General features: G+C 73.4%; 15 protein-coding genes. 9 read left to right on the top strand and 6 right to left on the bottom strand.

Annotation, left to right across the window (positions count from 1 at the left end; genetic code table 11):
* Positions 1-5: 5 nt before the first annotated feature.
* Entirely contained in the window at positions 6-1184 is a 1179-nt protein-coding gene (locus tag AC0VYL_RS14930; protein ID WP_475453442.1) for a saccharopine dehydrogenase family protein, read from the bottom strand.
* A 128-nt stretch (positions 1185-1312) separates the two neighbouring features.
* Here AC0VYL_RS14930 and AC0VYL_RS14925 point away from each other — a divergent pair, with 128 nt between their 5' ends.
* Entirely contained in the window at positions 1313-1879 is a 567-nt protein-coding gene (locus tag AC0VYL_RS14925; RefSeq protein ID WP_475480498.1) for a TIGR03086 family metal-binding protein, read from the top strand.
* A 21-nt stretch (positions 1880-1900) separates the two neighbouring features.
* On the opposite strand, the gene AC0VYL_RS14920 is transcribed toward AC0VYL_RS14925, so the two are convergent.
* Positions 1901-3307, bottom strand: a complete 1407-nt coding sequence (locus tag AC0VYL_RS14920; protein WP_475480497.1) for an aminotransferase-like domain-containing protein — start codon at positions 3305-3307, stop codon at positions 1901-1903.
* A gap of 37 nt (positions 3308-3344) precedes the next feature.
* Here AC0VYL_RS14920 and AC0VYL_RS14915 point away from each other — a divergent pair, with 37 nt between their 5' ends.
* A complete protein-coding gene (locus AC0VYL_RS14915) occupies positions 3345-4283 on the top strand; it encodes a DMT family transporter (protein ID WP_475480496.1) in 939 nt (312 codons plus the stop codon).
* An 85-nt stretch (positions 4284-4368) separates the two neighbouring features.
* Here AC0VYL_RS14915 and AC0VYL_RS14910 read toward each other — a convergent pair whose 3' ends face one another.
* On the bottom strand, positions 4369-5997 hold the full coding sequence (locus tag AC0VYL_RS14910; protein ID WP_475480495.1) for a BCCT family transporter: 1629 nt from the start codon (positions 5995-5997) through the stop codon (positions 4369-4371).
* 214 nt (positions 5998-6211) lie between these two features.
* Positions 6212-7252, bottom strand: coding sequence for a LacI family DNA-binding transcriptional regulator (locus tag AC0VYL_RS14905; RefSeq protein WP_475453429.1), 1041 nt, complete (start codon positions 7250-7252; stop codon positions 6212-6214).
* Between the two features lie 315 nt (positions 7253-7567).
* Here AC0VYL_RS14905 and AC0VYL_RS14900 point away from each other — a divergent pair, with 315 nt between their 5' ends.
* The 5 genes from AC0VYL_RS14900 to AC0VYL_RS14880 all read left to right on the top strand — a co-directional run bounded on the left by AC0VYL_RS14900 (position 7568) and on the right by AC0VYL_RS14880 (position 12230).
* The gene (locus tag AC0VYL_RS14900) at positions 7568-8611 is read left to right on the top strand and encodes an extracellular solute-binding protein (RefSeq protein WP_475453427.1); all 1044 of its coding nucleotides are present in this window, start codon (positions 7568-7570) and stop codon (positions 8609-8611) included.
* Positions 8612-8691: 80 nt separating this feature from the next.
* Entirely contained in the window at positions 8692-9522 is an 831-nt protein-coding gene (locus tag AC0VYL_RS14895) for an ABC transporter permease subunit (protein ID WP_475463079.1), read from the top strand.
* The gene (locus AC0VYL_RS14890) at positions 9519-10280 is read left to right on the top strand and encodes an ABC transporter permease (protein WP_475453424.1); all 762 of its coding nucleotides are present in this window, start codon (positions 9519-9521) and stop codon (positions 10278-10280) included. Before AC0VYL_RS14895 ends, AC0VYL_RS14890 begins: the two co-directional genes overlap by 4 nt.
* On the top strand, positions 10277-11380 hold the full coding sequence (locus tag AC0VYL_RS14885) for an ABC transporter ATP-binding protein (RefSeq protein ID WP_475480494.1): 1104 nt from the start codon (positions 10277-10279) through the stop codon (positions 11378-11380). The genes AC0VYL_RS14890 and AC0VYL_RS14885 overlap by 4 nt, the downstream gene beginning before the upstream one ends.
* A 73-nt stretch (positions 11381-11453) precedes the next feature.
* On the top strand, positions 11454-12230 hold the full coding sequence (locus AC0VYL_RS14880) for an MBL fold metallo-hydrolase (RefSeq protein WP_475480493.1): 777 nt from the start codon (positions 11454-11456) through the stop codon (positions 12228-12230).
* A gap of 82 nt (positions 12231-12312) precedes the next feature.
* Here AC0VYL_RS14880 and AC0VYL_RS14875 read toward each other — a convergent pair whose 3' ends face one another.
* Positions 12313-12780, bottom strand: coding sequence for a GNAT family N-acetyltransferase (locus tag AC0VYL_RS14875; protein WP_475480492.1), 468 nt, complete (start codon positions 12778-12780; stop codon positions 12313-12315).
* A gap of 170 nt (positions 12781-12950) precedes the next feature.
* Between AC0VYL_RS14875 and AC0VYL_RS14870 the strand changes: the two genes are divergently transcribed.
* Positions 12951-14303 carry a carboxylesterase family protein gene (locus AC0VYL_RS14870; protein WP_475480491.1) on the top strand — a complete coding sequence of 451 codons (1353 nt, stop codon included), beginning with the start codon at positions 12951-12953 and terminating at the stop codon, positions 14301-14303.
* A gap of 62 nt (positions 14304-14365) precedes the next feature.
* Here AC0VYL_RS14870 and AC0VYL_RS14865 read toward each other — a convergent pair whose 3' ends face one another.
* Positions 14366-14626 carry a PLD nuclease N-terminal domain-containing protein gene (locus AC0VYL_RS14865; protein WP_475480490.1) on the bottom strand — a complete coding sequence of 87 codons (261 nt, stop codon included), beginning with the start codon at positions 14624-14626 and terminating at the stop codon, positions 14366-14368.
* A 455-nt stretch (positions 14627-15081) separates the two neighbouring features.
* On the opposite strand from AC0VYL_RS14865, the gene AC0VYL_RS14860 reads away from it, so the two are divergent.
* Positions 15082-16917, top strand: a complete 1836-nt coding sequence (locus AC0VYL_RS14860; RefSeq protein WP_475483517.1) for a calcineurin-like phosphoesterase C-terminal domain-containing protein — start codon at positions 15082-15084, stop codon at positions 16915-16917.
* Positions 16918-16927: the final 10 nt, after the last annotated feature.

The following is a 16927-nucleotide window of genomic DNA, read 5'->3' as shown; positions in this document are numbered from 1 at the left end:
CTCCCTCAGTCCTCGACCGTGCGCAGGACCTCGAAGTCGATCCCGGCCCGGTGCAGCCGCCGGATGAGCGCCCCGCCCATGGCCACGGCGGTGGTCACCTGGCCGGAGGTCGGCGGCAGGTCGTCCTGCCACAGGCACAGCGCCGACTCCGCGAGCATCCCCGAGGTGGCCCCGTACCCGGGCTCGCCGCCCGACACCAGCGTGTGTACCCGCCGACCACCGCCCGAGCCCGCGAAGTGCACGGTGAACCACCCGTTGGCGAGCTGCTCCTCGGTGGGGCCCGCACCGGGCGGACGGAGCGACTTCAGGCGGTCCCGCAACGGCGACACCTGGGCGGCCGCCATCACCCCGGCCGCCGCGCCGACCGCGCCGACGGCGCTGCCGAACCGCCGGAAGGCCGCGTAGTGGCCGTAGGTGAAGTCCGGTCCGTAGCGTTCGAGGGCCGCCGCCGACCGGACCACCACCTGGGGGTCCAGGGTGGGCAGCGGGACGGTCCACCCCCGGGCCAGCCGGGTGCGCGGACGGCCGCGGCGGTCGATCCGGACCCGACGGTCGTGGGGGGCCTCCTCGACCCGGCGCCGCTCCCGGGCCGCCTCCAGCATGCCCGCCGGGTCCGCGAAGGCGTCCACGGCCGAGTGCAGGGTGCCACCCGAGACGTTCCCCTGAGCCCGGACGAACCCCTCCACGTGCAACGGCACCCCCTCGGGCAGCCGCTCCACGGTGAACAGTACGCCGAGGTCGTGGGGGATGGAGTCGAATCCGCACGCGTGCACGATCCGCGCCCCGGTGCGCACGGCGGTGGCGTGGTGCCGGACGTACACGAGGTCCACGAAGGCGGGCTCGCCGCACAGGTCCACGTAGTCGGTGCCCTCGGCCGCGCAGGCGGCCACCAGGGGTTCGCCGTGCTCGCCGTAGGGTCCCACCGTGGAGATCACCACCCGAGCCGACGCGGCGAGGGCGCGGATCGAGGCGGTGTCGTCGACGTCGGCCAGCAGCAGCTCCGGCAGAGGCCGGTCCGGGTCGATCTCGGCCAGCTCCGCCCGCACCGCCTCCAGGCGGTCCCGGTCCCGGCCCGCGAGCGCCCACCGCAGACCGCGCGGGGCGTTGGTGGCCAGGTACTCGGCGGTCAGCGCCCCGGTGTAGCCGGTCGCGCCGAACAGGACGATGTCATGACCGCGTTCCACGGGGGTCCAACCTCTCAGATCTGCTCCATGCGCCGCCCTCAGTCTCGCACGCCGGGGCGAACCGGTTTGGCGCGCCGGGGGTACCGGGTAGGCAGCCCCGGAACGGAATCCGAACACGGGGAGACACCATGGCCGACCTGGTCGACCTGCACGGCACCGCGATGGCGGAGTTCGACCGCCGCGTGGCGGAGGTGGCCCTGACCGACTGGGCGCGACCCACCCCCTGCACGGAATGGGACGTGCACGACCTGGTCAACCACCTCACCTCCGAACAGATGTGGGTTCCGTCCCTGCTCGACGGGGCGACCATCGAGGAGGTGGGGGACCGCTTCGACGGCGACATGCTCGGTGAGGAACCGGCCACCACGTGGTCCGTGGCCTCCCGTGAGGCCCGCACCGCGTGGCTGGCCCCCTCCGCGCCGGAGCGGACGGTCCACCTGTCCTTCGGTGACGTCCCGGGCCACGTGTACCTGTGGCAGATGACCTTCGACCTCGGGGTCCACGCCTGGGACCTGGCCAGGGCGGTCGGTGCCGACGAACGGCTCGACCCCGGTCTGGTCGCGGAGCTCCTGCCCTGGGCGAGTGAGAACTCCGCGGTCCTGTCCGGGAGCAGCCTGTTCGCGGAGCGGGTGCCCGTCGACGCCGACGCCGACCCCCAGACCCGCCTCCTCGCCCTGACCGGGCGCAGGGCCTAGGCCGGAGTCCCCGGAGCGTCCTCAGCCGTGCGCGAGGGCCCGGCCCAGCACGCGCGCCCCCTCGGGGAAGGCGCCGGGTCGGGGGCCCGCGTAGTTGAGCCGCAGGTGGGGGCCGGTGGGTTCGGCGGGGAACCACTCACCGCCCGGAGCCACGAGGACCCCCGCCTCCTCGCACTCACGGACCACACGGGGCAGGTCGGTGGCGTCCGGCAGGCGCAGCCACAGGTTGAGCCCGCCCCGGGGGACCGCCGCAAGGTAGGCGGTGGGCGCGTGCTCCCGCAGCGCCTCGACCAGCAGGTCGCGGCGGGCGGCCAGCTGCTGGCGCAGCCCCCGCAGGTGGGTGCGCCAGGCGGGCCGGGTCACGACGTCGAGAGCCACCTCCTGCAACACCCCGCTGACATACATGGCCTCGGCCTGCACGTCGGCGAGGATGCGCTCCCTCGCGGGGCCCCGGACGACCATCCCGGCCACGCGCACGGACGGGGACACGCTCTTGGTGAGAGAGCGCAGGTAGACCACGTGCCCGGCGTCGTCCCGCGCCGCCAGAGGGGTCGGCTCCGCGTCGATCCCGAGGTCGTGCGCCCAGTCGTCCTCCACCAGGAACGCGCCGTGGCGGCGCACGGTCTCCAGCACCCGGTCACCGAGGTCGGTGGACCAACGGGCCCCGGTGGGGTTGGCGAAGTTGGGCTGCGCGTACAGCACCCGTGCCCCGGTCCGCTCGAACGCGCGGTCCAGCACGTCCGGGTCGGGGCCGTCGGTCCCGCTGGGGACCGGGACCGTCTCCACGCCCGCCTGCGCGGCCGCGCGCGTGGCGCCCCAGTAGGTGGGCGACTCGATCAGGAGCGGCCGACCGGCGCCGACCAGGGAGCGGAACACCGAGCCCAGCCCGCTCTGGCTTCCGGGGAGGACGAGCACGTCAGCGGAAGCGGGGGGCGTGACCCCCGCGGGGGTGTGGGCGCCGAGGCCGTGGGCGAACCAGGTCTGGAGGTCCGGCAGCCCGGTGGCCGGAGGCCGACTCACGGTGGCCTCGCCCCGGGCGGCGCGCGCGAAGGCCGCGCGCACCAGGCGCTCCGGAAGCAGGTCCCGGTCCGGGTAACCCGAGTGGAGCGCTATCGCGTCGTTGGGCGGGGTGCGCAGCGCCGTGTTCAGTCCGGGGGAGCGGTGCCGTGGAGTGCCGAGCGCGGCCGTCTGCCAGCCGTAGTCGTGGGGCCGGGCGACCCGGACCGCGCGTACGAAGGTGCCCACGCCCGGACGGCTCTCCACGGTCCCCCGGGCGGCCAGTGTCCGCAGCGCCTTCTGCACCGTGACCGGGCTGGCCGCGTACTCGGCCACCAGCGCGCGGGTGGAGGGCAGACGTGCCCCGGGCGGGGCCTGGGCGATCCACGCGCTCAGCCCTTCGATAATGCGCGCACTGCTATCGTTGGACATGAGGATCAATAGTAGCGCTACTCTCCATCAGACCCAAGTGCTATCCACGCGAACCGGGCTCTGGTGGGGGCTGCTCGGGGTCGCGGCCTTCTCCCTGACGGTGCCGCTCACCCGCGTGGCCGTGGCGGGCGGGACCCTGTCGCCCCTGTTCGTCGGATCGGCTCGCGGCGTGGTCGCCGCCCTGTTGGCGGCCGTCGCGCTCACGCTCACCCGGCAGCGCCCGCCCCGGGGCTCCCAGTGGCTCCGCCTCGCCTTCGTCGCCGGTGGCGTGGTGGCCGGGTTCCCGCTCCTCACCTCGTTCGCCCTCACCACCGCCTCGGCCAGCCACGGCGCGGTCGTGATCGCCCTGCTGCCCGCCGCGACCGCCGTGACGGCGGTGCTGCGCGGCCACGAACGGCCCCCGGCGGTGTTCTGGGCCATGGCGGCGGTGGGCGCGGTCGCTGCGGCGGGCTTCGCGGCCGTCCAGGGAGCGGGAGGCGGTCACGGCCTCGTCTGGTCGGACCTGCTGCTACTCGGCGCGGTCGTCGCGGCCGCGATCGGCTACGCGGAGGGCGGTCTCCTCGCTCGGGAACTGGGTGCCTGGCAGACGGTGTCCTGGGCGCTGGTGCTCGCCGCGCCGCTCATGATCGCCCTGTGCGGGGTCGCGGTGGCCCAGCAGCCGCCGAGCGGGACCCCGGCCGAGTGGGCCTCGTTCGCCTACCTGGCGGTGGTCAGTATGTACCTGGGCTTCTTCGCCTGGTACCGGGGTCTGGCGATCGGCCCGATGACCCGGGTCAGCCAGATCCAGCTCACCCAGCCGGTGATGACCCTGGCATGGGCCGCGCTGCTGCTCGGGGAGCGGTTGACCTGGCCCACGGTCCTCGGCGGGGCCGCGGTGGTGCTGTGCGCCACGGTCGCCGTCCGGTCCAGGCTGGGCCGGGCGACGGCGGGGGCGCGCCGGTCCGCGACGCGCGAGGGCCGGGACCCGGACCGTTGAGCGCACGAGGGCGCCGAGCCCGGTCCCACCACCGGTCCTCGACGCCCTTCGTGCACCCCGTCGCCGGGCTGGGCCCGGCCACGACCTAGCCGACGGTCACCCGCTCCGCCTCGGTCTCCCCGGCCTCGGCGGCGGACCCGGACTCCTCGTCCTCGGTCCCGGCGCGGGAGGCGGGGACGGAGACGATCCCCTGCTCCACCGCCATCTCCTTGATCAGGCGCGGCGCGCTCCACAGCGTGGGCAGCAGGATCAGACCCACCGGCACGGCGGTCACCACGATGAACGACTGGAGGGCCTGCACCCCGTTGTCGCCCACGGTCAGCAGCACGATGGCGGCGGCTCCCATCCCCACGCACCAGAAGGCGCGCACCCACGGGAAGGGCTCGCCGGAGTGCATGCTCGCGGAGGAGATCGAGTACGACATCGCGTCGAGCGTGGCCGCGAAGAAGATGAGCGTCACGACCACCATGACCAGCGCCAGCACGGCGCTCAGCGGCAGGGCCTGCACGATCGCCAGTGCCGCGGCGGGCAGGCCGTGCTCCTCGTAGGGGCCGGAGATGGCCCCCGGGTCGCGCTGTTCGAGCCAGAGGCCGCTGCCGCCCAGGGCCGTGAACCACACGGAGGTGACCAGGGCGGGCAGCACGGTGGCGCCCAGGTAGATCTGGCGGACCGTGCGGCCCTTCGAGATGCGCGCGATGAAGATGGCCATGATCGGGCCGTAGCCGATGAACCAGCCGAAGAAGAAGACGGTCCAGTAGCCGAGCCACTCGGTGTCGCCCCGGAACAGCGTCATCGGCACGAACTCACGGACGTGCACGGCGCTGGCCTGGAGGAACAGGTCGACGACGAAGGGCAGGGAGGACAGGCCGACGACGCACACGACCAGGGCCAGCGCGGCCCAGACGTTGATCCGGCTGAGCAGCTGGATGCCCCGGTCGAGACCGCTGAGCACCGAGATGGTCGCCACGACCGTCAGACCGACGATGATCGCGACCTGGGTGCCGAACCCGGAGCCCACGCCGAACATCTCGCCGCCGATGTAGGACATCTGGAGGCCGAGGAAGCCGATCGGGCCGACCGTTCCGGCGACCACCGCGACCACACAGCTGACGTCCGCGACGGTGCCGACCCAGTGCGTGCGGATCCGCTCGCCCATGACCGGCCACAGCAGCGTGCGGGGCCGCAGCGGCAGACCCTTCTCCACGCCGCGCATCATCACCAGCGTGGCCAGCGAACCGCCGATCGCCCACGCCGGGAAGCCCCAGTGGACGAAGGTCTGCGCGAGGGCGACCGAGGCGCCCTCCATTCCGCCGGACATGTCGGCGTACTGCGGCGGCGGGTCCACGTAGTGGGCGAGCGGCTCGGCGGCGGCCCAGAAGACACCGCCGGCGGCGAGCAGGGTGGTCAGGACCATGGCGACCCAACGGAACCAGGTGAACCCGGGGGTGTCGGTCCCGCCCATCCGCACCCGCCCGTAGCGGGAGAAGGCCAGGACCGTGGCGACGCCGACGGTGGCCAGGAGCAGGACCTGCCAGTAGGCGCCGAACCAGCGCGCCGACCACGCGAACGCCGCGTCGACGGCGGCGTTGACCCCTGTGGGGGCTATGAGCGCGGCCAGGACGAACACGATCAGCAGGCCGCCGGAGACTCCGACCACCCAGGGGTCGGGTCGTCGGCCGGTTTCGGGCACGCGTGTGCTCGGGGTGGAAGACATGGAGAAGAGGTTGCCCCTCAATCGGAAGCGCCCACCGGAGGCCCCGGTAGACCGGCCGAGTCTACGTGCGTTTGTCCTGGTTGGGGCTGAGATGTCGGGGTGCGACACGCCACGCTTGTGTGTGGCCGCGAACGCTCTCACCGTGTCCCCACGGCGCGGGGACCCCTGCGCGGTTTCTGTTCGCGGCGCGGTCGCGGCCGGGGGGAGCGGTGGGTCAGCCGTCGAGGAAGGCCACCGAGTCCCGTTCCACCAGGTGCACGGGAAGCCGTACACGGCGGCCCTCGGGGACCTCGGCAGGGGAGATCAGCAGGCGCATGGCGTGGTCGCCCAACAGCTCGCGGTCCAGCCCCACGGTGGTCAGGCCGGGGTCGAGCAGCTCCGAGGTGGCCAGGTCGTCGTGCCCGACCACACTCAGGTCCCGGCCCACCCGGACCCCCAGTGAGCGGGCGGCGGCGTACACGGCCGTGCCCAGGTAGTCGGAGTTGACCACGAACGCCTCGTGTCCGGCCGCCCCGCCACCGGCTCCGGCGCGGACCCGTTCCACGACCATGCGGGCCACACTGTCGTGGTCCAGTGGGCAGCGCACGACGGTCCCCACCAGGCCCCACTCCTCACAGAGGCGGACGAACGCCTCCTCGCGTCCCCAGTCCGCCGCCAACCCCTCGGGCGCCATGACCAGCGTGGCCCTCCGGTGCCCCCGGACGCGCAGGTGCTCCAGCGCCAGGGCGACGGCGGCCGCGTCGTCCGGCCCCACCGTGGACAGTCGGACGCCCTCGGCCGGAGTGGGATCGGGCGTGCGGTTGAAGGCCACCACGGGGACGTCGGGGTGGCGGGCGAGCCAGGCGGCCAGCGGACCGTGGCGGCCGATCGGGCTGATGGCGACACCGCCCACGCCCTCGGCGGCCAGCCTGCGCAGCGCGGCGGCCTCGCGGTCCACGTCGTAGTCGGAACTGAGGATCAGCAGGAAGGCGCCCTCCCGGTGTGCCCGCACCTCCATGCCGCGCAGCACGTCCAGGAAGAACGGGTTGCGCATGTTGCGGATGACCACCCCGTAGGCCGACCTCTGACCGGTGCGCAGCGCCCGCGCCCGGCCGTCCACCTGGTAGTCGAGGTCGGCGGCGGCCCGGCGGACCCGCTCCACGGTCGCGGGGGCCACCCGGCCCTGACCGTTGAGCGCGAAGCTGGCCTGGGCGACCGAGACCCCCGCCCGGGTGGCGACGTCGCGCAGGGTCACGCGTTTGTGAGAGGCGGGCATGGAGGGTCCTTCCGAAGGGGAGGTGTCCGGCCATGATGCCGGGGCGGCGGCGGGTGCGCCACGGGTGCCGTGGGCGCGCCGGGACGGGTGTCCACCGGGCGAACACCGCTCGTACCTGGGCTGACACCGGGTCGTCGGCGGGCGGGCCGCCCGGGTCGGGGTGTCGGGGTTGGCCGAGGGTTCCCGGGCCGTTGGCCCTCCGGACACCGGGCACGCCAGTGCAGGTCACCCCTCTGGTGAATCGTTTCATCACGAAGCGCCCCCCACCACCCTCGGCCCGCCGACCGGGCCGCCCGACCACCCTTCGGAGCCCTCATGTCCCACCGACGCACGGCGCTCACCGGCGCCGCCGTGACCCTCTCCGTGCTGGCCCTGACCTCGTGCGGGAACGTCGACGCCCCACAGGGATCGGCCTCGGGCGACGGCGAGGTCGTCATCACCTACAACTCGCCCTCCGAGTGGGGGAACTACGGCGAGGTGCTGCGCGCCTTCACCGAGGAGACGGGCGTCAGCGCCCCGAACGACCCCAAGAACTCCGGCCAGGCCCTGGCCGCGCTCCAGGCGGAGAAGGGCTCCCCGGTCGCGGACGTCGCCTACACCGGCATCGCCTTCGGTGAACAGCTGGTGGAGTCCGGGGTCCTCCAGGCGTACGTGCCCGAGGGCGCCGACCAGGTCCCCGACGAGCTCCGTGACCCCGACGGCGCCTGGACCAGCGTCCACACCGGCACCATCGCGTTCATCGTCAACGAGGACCACCTCGACGGCGCGCCCGTTCCGCGCGGCTGGGACGACCTGCTCGACCCCGCGTACGAGGGCAAGGTCGGCTACCTCGACCCCACCCAGGCCGCCGTCGGCTACTCCGCCGCCACCGCCGCCAACGTCGCCCTGGGCGGCGACTTCGACGACTGGGGTCCGGGCCTGGACTACCTCAACGGCCTCAAGGACAACGGGGCCTCCACCTCCGCGCAGACCGCCACCGCCAAGGTGGCCCAGGGCGAGATCCCCATCCTCATCGACACCGACTTCAACGGCTACAAACTGCGCGACGAGGGCGCCAACGTCTCCGTCGTCATCCCCGAGGAGGGGTCGCTCCAGATCCCCTACATCGTCGGGCTGGTCGAGGGCGCCCCCAACGCGGACCACGGCCGCGAGCTCCTCGACTTCTACTTCTCCGAGCGGGGCCAGGACCTGTTCGCCGCCGGGTACATGCGCCCGGTCGTCGGAGAGATGCCCGACGAGCTGGCCGACAAGGTGCTGCCGCCCGAGGAGTACGAGCGGGCCACCACCGTCGACTACGTCGAGCAGGGCCAGCGCCAGCAGGAGTTCATCGAGCTCTACCAGAACGAGGTCGGCTTCTAGTGCCCTCCCGTACCGCCGCCGGAGGGCGCGCGGCCCCCGTCACCGGAGGGGGCGCCGCCCCGGCCACCCGCCGGAGCGCGGTGGGGGCACCCGCCTGGCTCGCCGCGCTCCCCGCCCTGGCCGTCATCGGCCTGTTCAGCGCCTACCCCGTCCTGGTCATGGTCGCCAACTCCCTCGGACTGGGCCAGCCCCCGGCCGACGGGGGCCCCACACTGGAGCACTACGCGCGGGCGTTCGGTTCGGCGGCCGTCCGCGACGCGCTCCTGAACTCCCTGTACATCGCCGTGGGCTCGGTCCTGATCACGCTCTGCGTCGCGGTGCCCGTGGTGCTGCGCCAGGCCGACGACGACCGCGCGGGCCGCAGAGGCGGCGCGGCCACCGACGCCCTGCTCACCCTGCCCATCGCGCTGCCCGGCATCATCATCGGGTTCTTCGCGATCGTCCTCACCGGCCGCACCGGGCTGCTGGGCCTGGCGTGGGACGGCTTCTCCGGCCTGGCCTACACCTTCACCGGACTCCTCATCGCCTACCTCTACTTCTCCCTGCCCCGCGTGCTGGGTCCGCTGCGCGGCGCCGCCGCCACCCTGGACCCCTCACTGACCGAGAGCGCCCGGACCCTGGGCGCCTCCCGCCCGCGCGTGTTCCTCACCGTCACCCTGCCCCTGCTGCTGCCCGCCGCCATCGAGACCAGCGGCACCGCGATCGCGGTCGCCCTGGGCGGGTACGGCACGGTCGCCACCCTGTCCGAGGGAGTGCGGCTCCTGCCGCTCAACGTCGCCAACGAACTCACCACGGGATACCGGCTCGCCGCGTCGTCCACCCTCGCGGTGATCCTCGCCGCGACGGCCGTGCTGGCGCTGGTCCTGGGCCGGGTCCTGGCCCGTGCCGTCCGTCGGGCGGTGGCCTCATGACCCGGATCGTCACGCGCCTGACCGGTGCGTTCGTGGTCATCCCGATCCTGGCCACCCTCGTCGCGGCCACCAGCGTCGACTTCTCGCAGGGGCCCTGGGGCGGTGGCCTCACCCTGGACTGGTTCGCCTACGCCTGGCCGCCGCTGGCCCCGGTGATCGGCCGCAGCCTGGCCGTGGCCGCCCTGGTGGTCGTGCTGAACCTGGCCGTCGGCGGTCCGCTGGCCTGGTGGGTGGCCCGCCACCCCTCGGTCCTGACCCGCCTGACCGGCTACCTGGTGAACGTGCCGCTGGCCGTGCCCGGCATCGCGCTGAGCGTCGCGCTGGTGGGCACCTACCCGATGCTGCGCCCCAGCGGTCTGCTGCTGGTCCTGGGCCACCTCGTCTTCACCCTGCCGTTCACCCTGGCGGCCCTGGCACCCGCCCTGGCCGACGACGAGCTGCGCACCAACGAGAGCGTCGCGCGCAGCCTCGGCGCCGGTTCGGTCCGCGTCCTTCGGACCATCACCGTCCCGGCCTGCCTGGTCGCCGTCACCCAGGCCGTGACGATGGTCTTCGCCCTGTCCTTCGGTGAGTTCAACGTCAGCTTCTTCGTCAACCCGCCCGCCACGCCCACCGCGCCCTTCGCCCTGTTCGACTCCTACTCCACCCAGCGCCTCGAACTCGCGTCGGCACAGTCGATGATCTTCATCGCGTTCGTCGCGCCGGTGCTGACCGCCATCGTCCTGGCCCGGCGCCGGGCCCCGAGGAGGACCCCGTGAGCACCCAAGCCGCCGCATCCGCCACCACCGGATCCGCGCCGACCACCGCACGCGCGGCCGGGCTGACCGTGGACGGCCTCACCGTGCGCTACGGCCCCACCACCGCCGTGGAGCGCGTGTCCCTGGACGTGGCCCCCGCCGAGACGGTCGCCGTCATCGGCCCCTCGGGCTGCGGCAAGAGCACGACGCTGCGCGCCGTGGCCGGGCTGGTCCCGGTCTCGGAGGGGTCCGTCGGCCTGGCCGGGCGGGACCTCACCGGCCTCGTCCCGGCCAGGCGCGACATCGGCCTGGTCCCGCAGAACTACGCGGTCTTCCCACACATGAGCGTGGCCGCCAACATCGGCTACGGGTTGCGTGCCCGCGGCACCGCGGCGGCCCGCCGCGAGGAGCGGGTTCGGGAGATGCTGGAACTGACGCACCTCTCCGACCTCGCCGAACGCCGTCCCGACCAGCTCTCCGGAGGACAGCGGCAACGGGTCGCCCTGGCCCGGGCGCTGGCGATCCAGCCCGACGCCCTGCTGCTGGACGAACCGCTGGCCGCACTGGATCCGCAGCTGCGCGGGGGACTGCGCCGGGAACTGGCCGCCATGCTCGCCGCCACCGATTGCGCCACCCTCATCGTCACCCACGACCAGCGCGAGGCCCTGTCCCTGGGGTCGCGGATCGCCCTGCTGCGTGACGGGGGGCTGGTCCAGTTCGACACGCCCCAGCGGCTCTGGGACGACCCGGCGGACGCGTTCGTCGCGGACTTCCTGGCCGGCGCGGTACTGCTGGACGCCGAACTGGACGACGGGCACGCCGTGGCCCTGGGCGGACGCTGGCGGATCCCGGTCGGTGACCTGGCGGTGCGGCCCACCGCGCACGGGGCCGTCCGGCTGCTGCTGCGCCACGACAGCCTCACGGTGACGGACGACGCGGACGAGACGGCGCTGCTCGCGGAGGTGACGCACTCGGAGTTCACCGGCGACGGCGTGCACCTGACCGTCCGGTCTGGGGAGCACCTCCTGGGGGTCCGGGTGCCACCGGACGCCCGGATCGGCCGGTCCGTGTCGTTGGCGGTGGCCCCGGGGCGGGCCACCCTGCTCTCACCCCGGGCCTGACCCGCGCCCGCCCGGCCCTGCACCGACCCGCCCCACTCCACACCTGACGACCACCCGCCACGAGAGGAACACGATGCTGGAACTGGAGATCCTCGGATCGAACGCGACCGCGCCCACCAAGGAGGGGCCCGCCTCCTGCTACCTGCTCCACACGGAGACCGGTCTGGTACTGGTCGACGCCGGGCCCGGGTCGCTGCTCGCCTACTGCTCCCGGTACGGGCTCGACCAGCTCCGGGGGATCGTGGTGACCCACATGCACGCCGACCACAGCCTGGACCTCATGGCCTGGGCCTACCGATGGACCTTCCCGGAGGTGCTGCCCCGCGTCCCGCTGTTCCTCCCGGAGGGCGAGGCCGAGCGTGTGGCCGCCTTCGACGCGGCCTTCGGCATCCCCACCCTGCCGACCATGAACCAGCCCATCACGCAGTCCTTCGAGATCACCGCGATGCCGAGGGACGGCCGGACCGTGCACGAGGTGGACGGGGTGGCGTTCCGGTCGTTCGCGGCACACCACAGCGTGCCCTCGGCGGCGCTGCGCTTCGAGGCGCCGGACGGCCGCACCGTGGCGTTCTCCTCCGACACCGGCCACTGCGCCCCGGTGGCGGAGGCCGCCCGCGACGCCGACCTGTTCGTGTGCGAGGCCACCTACCTGGAGGCGGACGAGCAGGCCCTGCACGGCCACGGGCACCTCACGGCGCGGATGGCGGGGGAGCTGGCCGCCGAGGCCGACGCGCGCCACCTGGTGCTCACCCACTTCGCCAGCCCCGCCGACTGGGACGAGGGCCGCCGACACGCGCGGGAGGCCTTCGGAGGGCAGGTCAGCGTGGCCGTGCCCGGGAGCCGGTTCTGAGCCGACACCGTTCCCGGCACGGGGCGCCGCCACTCCTCCGATCCAGGGGAACCAGCCGCGCCCCGGACCGCACCTGGCCTCCTCACGTCGCCAGCGGTCGCGACCACGCGACCTCGCGGTCCAGCTGTCCGGAGTCCCGGAACAGCCGTACCTGATACGTCTCGTGCAGGACGTTCGCGAGTTCGTCCCGGTCAGCGGGTACGAACCCGAGTTTCCGCCAGAAGGCGCCGGAGCGCCGGCTGAACAACCAGGCCGTCGAGGCGCCCTCCTCCGCGGCACGCTCCAGGGCGAAGCGGGCCAGACCGACGCCCCTGCCCGTCGAACGACGGGTCGGGGCGACGGCCACGCTCCTGATGAGGGCGTGCCCGCGGTCGGCGCTGATCTCGTAGCCCGTGCTCCCGACGATCCCGCCGTCGGCACCGCGCTCGACCCAGAGGCGGACGCACGGCGCGTCGAGACCGCTGAGGGTCAGGTCGACGGTCCGCAGGAAGTCCGTCAACGAGGGAACGTCCCTCACGTCCACCCGGGACAGGCCATCACTCGTACTCATGGGGACGAGGAAACCAGAGGGCGGGATCCGAACTGGGAGGAGGGTCGACCGGAGAGCCCGACGCGACCGCCGTGCCCGACCCCGGACGGCCGTGTGGACTATCCTCGCCTCGGGTGGCGCCCTCTCCGAACGCGGTACCGGCGGCGCGACCCCGCACCAGGATGGGAACCATGACTGAACAGACCTCCGTCGCCCGGGACGAGCTCCGCCGCGTCGACACCCCCACCGGAACCGTCGTCGGCGCGGTCCGGGGAGCGGTGGTCCGCGCGCTCGGCATCCCCTACGCGCGCGCCGAGCGGTTCGCCCCGCCCCGGCCCGCGCCGCCGTTCACCGAACCCTTCCAGGCCACCCGGCCCGGACCCGCATCACCGCAGCTCACCTCCAAGGTGGTGTCGACGGCGGTCGACGGGGTCTCGGTGGGCCGCCACGACGAGGACTGCCAGCGGCTCTCGGTCACCTTCCCCGCCGACCTCACCGAGGACGAGCGCCTTCCCGTCATGGTGTGGATCCACGGTGGTTCGTACGTCACCGGCGCCGGGGACATGGAGATCTTCGACCCCACCCGGCTCGTCACCGAACAGCGCGTCATCGTCGTGGCGGTCACCTACCGGCTCGGGGTGCTCGGCTACCTGCGCATCGGTGACACCGCCCCCGCCAACCTCGGTCTCCTCGACCAGATCCAGGCGCTGCGCTGGGTCCGGGCCAACATCGCGGCCTTCGGCGGCGACTCGGACCTGGTCACCCTCTTCGGCCAGTCGGCCGGTGGCGACGCCGTCGCCCACCTCATGATCAGCCAGGGCGCGGAGGGCCTCTTCCGTCGCGCCGTGGTTCAGAGCGCTCCGCTGGGCATCATCACCGGGCGGTCCCGGATGTCCGAGGCCATGGGGCGGGCCGTGGGCCTACCCGACCCCGAGGCCAGCGCGGCCGAACTGGTCGCCCTCGAAGAGCGCGCGGGCGCCGCCGCCAAGGGGCACGGCCTGGCCAGCGCCATGCCGTTCGGTACCCAGTACGGGCACTCGCCCCTGCCCGCCGAGACCCTGCGGCTCCGCGCCTGGGCCGCGGCCGCCCCCGGGATCGACCTGCTGGTCGGCGCGACCAGCGAGGAGACCGGGCTGTTCGCCGAGTTCCTCCCGCCGATCCAGCGCCTGGCCGCCCTGCCCCTGGTCGGCCCGGTCCTGCGCCGGTTCCTGGTGTGGGCCACCACGTACCGCATCTACACGGGCCCGACCAAGCGCTTCGCCCGCCACCACCGCAGGTCCGGGGGCAGGGCCACCCGCTACACCGTCACCTGGCGGCCGGAGGGCAGCCCCTACGGCGCGGCCCACATCGTGGACCTCCCCCTGCTGCTCGGCAACCGGAAGGCCTGGGAGGACACCAGACTCGTCGGCCGCACCAGCTGGGCGGAGCTCGACCGGCGCGGCCGCGCGGTCCGCCGCCTGTGGGCCGACTTCGCCCGCACGGGCACGGTCTCCGCGAGCAGCGCCGAGGCCGCCTCGGACAGCCTCACCGTGCACCGTTCCTGACCCCCGGCACGGCGACGGGCCCGAGCCGCGGACGGTGGCTCGGGCCCGTGTACGGCCGAGGGTCAGCGGTACCCGTACTGCTGGGCCGGGACCCGGTTCCGTCCGATCAGGAACCACAGGATCGCGCCGATCAGCGGGGCGAGGAAGACCAGGATGATCCAGACGAGCTTCATGGGGACGTCCAGCCGGGAGAACAGGATGCTGAACGCCGCGGCGATGATGAGCACGATCGCCGCCAGGCTCACCAGCAGCGCGCCGATCATGAGGACCAGGGCGATCCCGGTCTCGGGGGTCATCGACTCGAACAGGTTCAGCAGTGTCATCGCGGGACTCCTCAGTCTCTTCCGGGGTCCGGCCGCCCCCGTCGTGGTGCGGAACCGGACCCCCTGGCTACGTACTCCACGCTAGGTTCGCCGCACCCTCCACGGCATCCACCTGAGGGACGCTCCGTCGTGTCGCCTAAGAAGGCGACAGGACGCCCCGGGCGGACCCTTTGGTGGACGGCCCGCACCGACTTTCGTCGGGGGTGCGCGGTCACGGAGCGGGACCAGTCGTCACCGAACGGTGGTCGTCCGTTGGCTGGGGCCTGTGCCCGCGTTCAGCCGTGTCGAGGAAGGTGGCGTTGGTCCGGTCCCCCGACCGGTCAGGCCCCCTCACGTATCGGAGAGCAAACCGCATGCTCACGACACACACCCCCACCGAACGCACCCGCCGCGGCCTCCGCGCCGCGCTGACCGCCTCGGCGGTCCTCGCCCTCACCGCCTCCCTGACCGTCGCGATGGCCCCGGCCGTGGCGGCGCCCTCGAACGACGGGGACGACTCCGTCTACCGAGGTGCGATCGAGATCGTCCGCACCCCCGACGACGCCCCGGACACCCCGCTGCTCAACGGCACGGTGTTCGTCGACACCGACCGCGACGGCACCAGCGAGGGCGAGACCGGCCTCGCCGGGGTCGTGGTCACCAACGGCCGCGACGTGGTCCGTACCGACGACCAGGGCCGGTACCAGCTGCCCGCGTTCGACAACATGACCGTGTCGATCACGCAGCCGTCCGGCTACCAGGTGCCGCTGGACGAGTACAACATCCCGCAGTTCCACTACAACCACCTGCCCGAGGGCTCCCCGGAGCTGCGCTACGGCGGGATCGAGCCCACCGGTCCGCTGCCGTTGCCCGAGGGCTCCCCGGAGCTGCGCTACGGCGGGATCGAGCCCACCGGTCCGCTGCCGTCGGAGGTCAACTTCCCGCTCGTCGAGAGCGAGCTGACCGCCGCCGAGGACCAGAGCTGTGTCATCGCCGGTGACCTCCAGACCTACGACAGGCAGGAGATCGAGTACGCGCGCGCCGGGGCCATCAAGGACCTGTCCGAACGCGACGACTACGCGGGCTGCGGCACGCTCTTCGTCGGTGACGTGGCCGGTGACGACCTGTCGCTCTACCCCGACATCAAGGAACTGGTGGCCGAGACCAACGGCCCGGCGCGGTTCCTGCCCGGCAACCACGACCTCGACTTCGACGCCCCCGGCGCGGAGCACTCCTTCGACACCTTCCGCGCGGCGCTGGCTCCCGCGTACTACTCCTACCAGGTGGGCGACGTGCACGTCGTCGCCCTGAACACCGTCGACTACCCCTGCACGGCGGCCGACGACAGCCCCGAGGGCATCGGGGAGCACTGCGCCCCCGGCGGCAAGGCTGCCTACAACGGTCGGATCAGCGACGACCAGCTCACCTGGCTCGAACAGGACCTGGCCAACGTCGACGAGGACAAGCTGGTCGTCGTGGCGGGCCACATCGGCCTGCTCAACTACGCCGACGAGGGCTCCCCGGTCCACCAGGTCGACCAGGTGGCGCGCGTCCACGAACTCCTGGAGGGCCGTGAGGCCGTGGCGGTGGCCGGTCACAGCCACAGCATCGAGAACCTCAGGACCGGCGACGACGTCGAGGGCTGGCGCGACCTCTTCGGGATCGAGGGGCTTCCGTTCCCGCACCTCACCGTGGGCGCGATCTCGGGTGACTGGTACTCCGGCGAGGTGGGTGAGGACGGCTACCCCACGGCCGTCGGCCGCGACGGCGGGCGTCCCGGCGTGGTGACCCTCGACATCGAGGGCAACCGGTTCCAGGAGCGCTACACCGTCACCGGTGAGCCCGACGGGGTGCAGACCCAGCTCGGTCTGAACAGCCCGACCTACCGCGAGTGGTACACCGAGCGCCGCGAGTGGAACTCCGACCCCGTCGGTGACGCTCCCGAGCTCGCGGAGCCGCTGGAGATCGGCGCCGACGACCTGGCGGGCGGCACCTGGTTGACCACCAACCTCTTCCTCGGCTCCACGGGCGCCACCGTGGAGGTCAGCCTCGACGGAGCCCCCGCTGCGGAGGCCGAGCGCACCCAGCAGCTCCGGGGCGAGGGCGTCCGCGTCGGCGCGGAGTACTCCGACCCCCACGCCGTCGCCCAGCAGCTCGTCCACGGCGGCAGCCTCGCGGACCGCACCATGCACCTGTGGCGGTTCGACCTGCCCGAGGACCTCGCCACCGGAGTGCACACCGCCGAGGTCACCGCAACCGACGCCCACGGGCGCACGTTCACCGACACCCTGGAGTTCGAGGTCGTGGAGTAGCCCCGATCAG

It is taken from the genome of Nocardiopsis sp. iso_238 (assembly GCF_056173325.1).
This window is presented reverse-complemented; position numbering and strand designations above follow the sequence as displayed.

Coding starts and splice junctions, on each gene's coding strand:
- AC0VYL_RS14905 (WP_475453429.1), bottom strand. CDS start 7,252: ATGCCCGCCTCTCACAAACGCGTGACCCTGCGCGACGTCGCCACCCGG.
- AC0VYL_RS14860 (WP_475483517.1), top strand. CDS start 15,082: ATGGCCCCGGCCGTGGCGGCGCCCTCGAACGACGGGGACGACTCCGTC.
- AC0VYL_RS14900 (WP_475453427.1), top strand. CDS start 7,568: ATGTCCCACCGACGCACGGCGCTCACCGGCGCCGCCGTGACCCTCTCC.
- AC0VYL_RS14870 (WP_475480491.1), top strand. CDS start 12,951: ATGACTGAACAGACCTCCGTCGCCCGGGACGAGCTCCGCCGCGTCGAC.
- AC0VYL_RS14920 (WP_475480497.1), bottom strand. CDS start 3,307: ATGTCCAACGATAGCAGTGCGCGCATTATCGAAGGGCTGAGCGCGTGG.
- AC0VYL_RS14880 (WP_475480493.1), top strand. CDS start 11,454: ATGCTGGAACTGGAGATCCTCGGATCGAACGCGACCGCGCCCACCAAG.
- AC0VYL_RS14890 (WP_475453424.1), top strand. CDS start 9,519: ATGACCCGGATCGTCACGCGCCTGACCGGTGCGTTCGTGGTCATCCCG.
- AC0VYL_RS14865 (WP_475480490.1), bottom strand. CDS start 14,626: ATGACACTGCTGAACCTGTTCGAGTCGATGACCCCCGAGACCGGGATC.
- AC0VYL_RS14910 (WP_475480495.1), bottom strand. CDS start 5,997: ATGTCTTCCACCCCGAGCACACGCGTGCCCGAAACCGGCCGACGACCC.
- AC0VYL_RS14875 (WP_475480492.1), bottom strand. CDS start 12,780: ATGAGTACGAGTGATGGCCTGTCCCGGGTGGACGTGAGGGACGTTCCC.
- AC0VYL_RS14925 (WP_475480498.1), top strand. CDS start 1,313: ATGGCCGACCTGGTCGACCTGCACGGCACCGCGATGGCGGAGTTCGAC.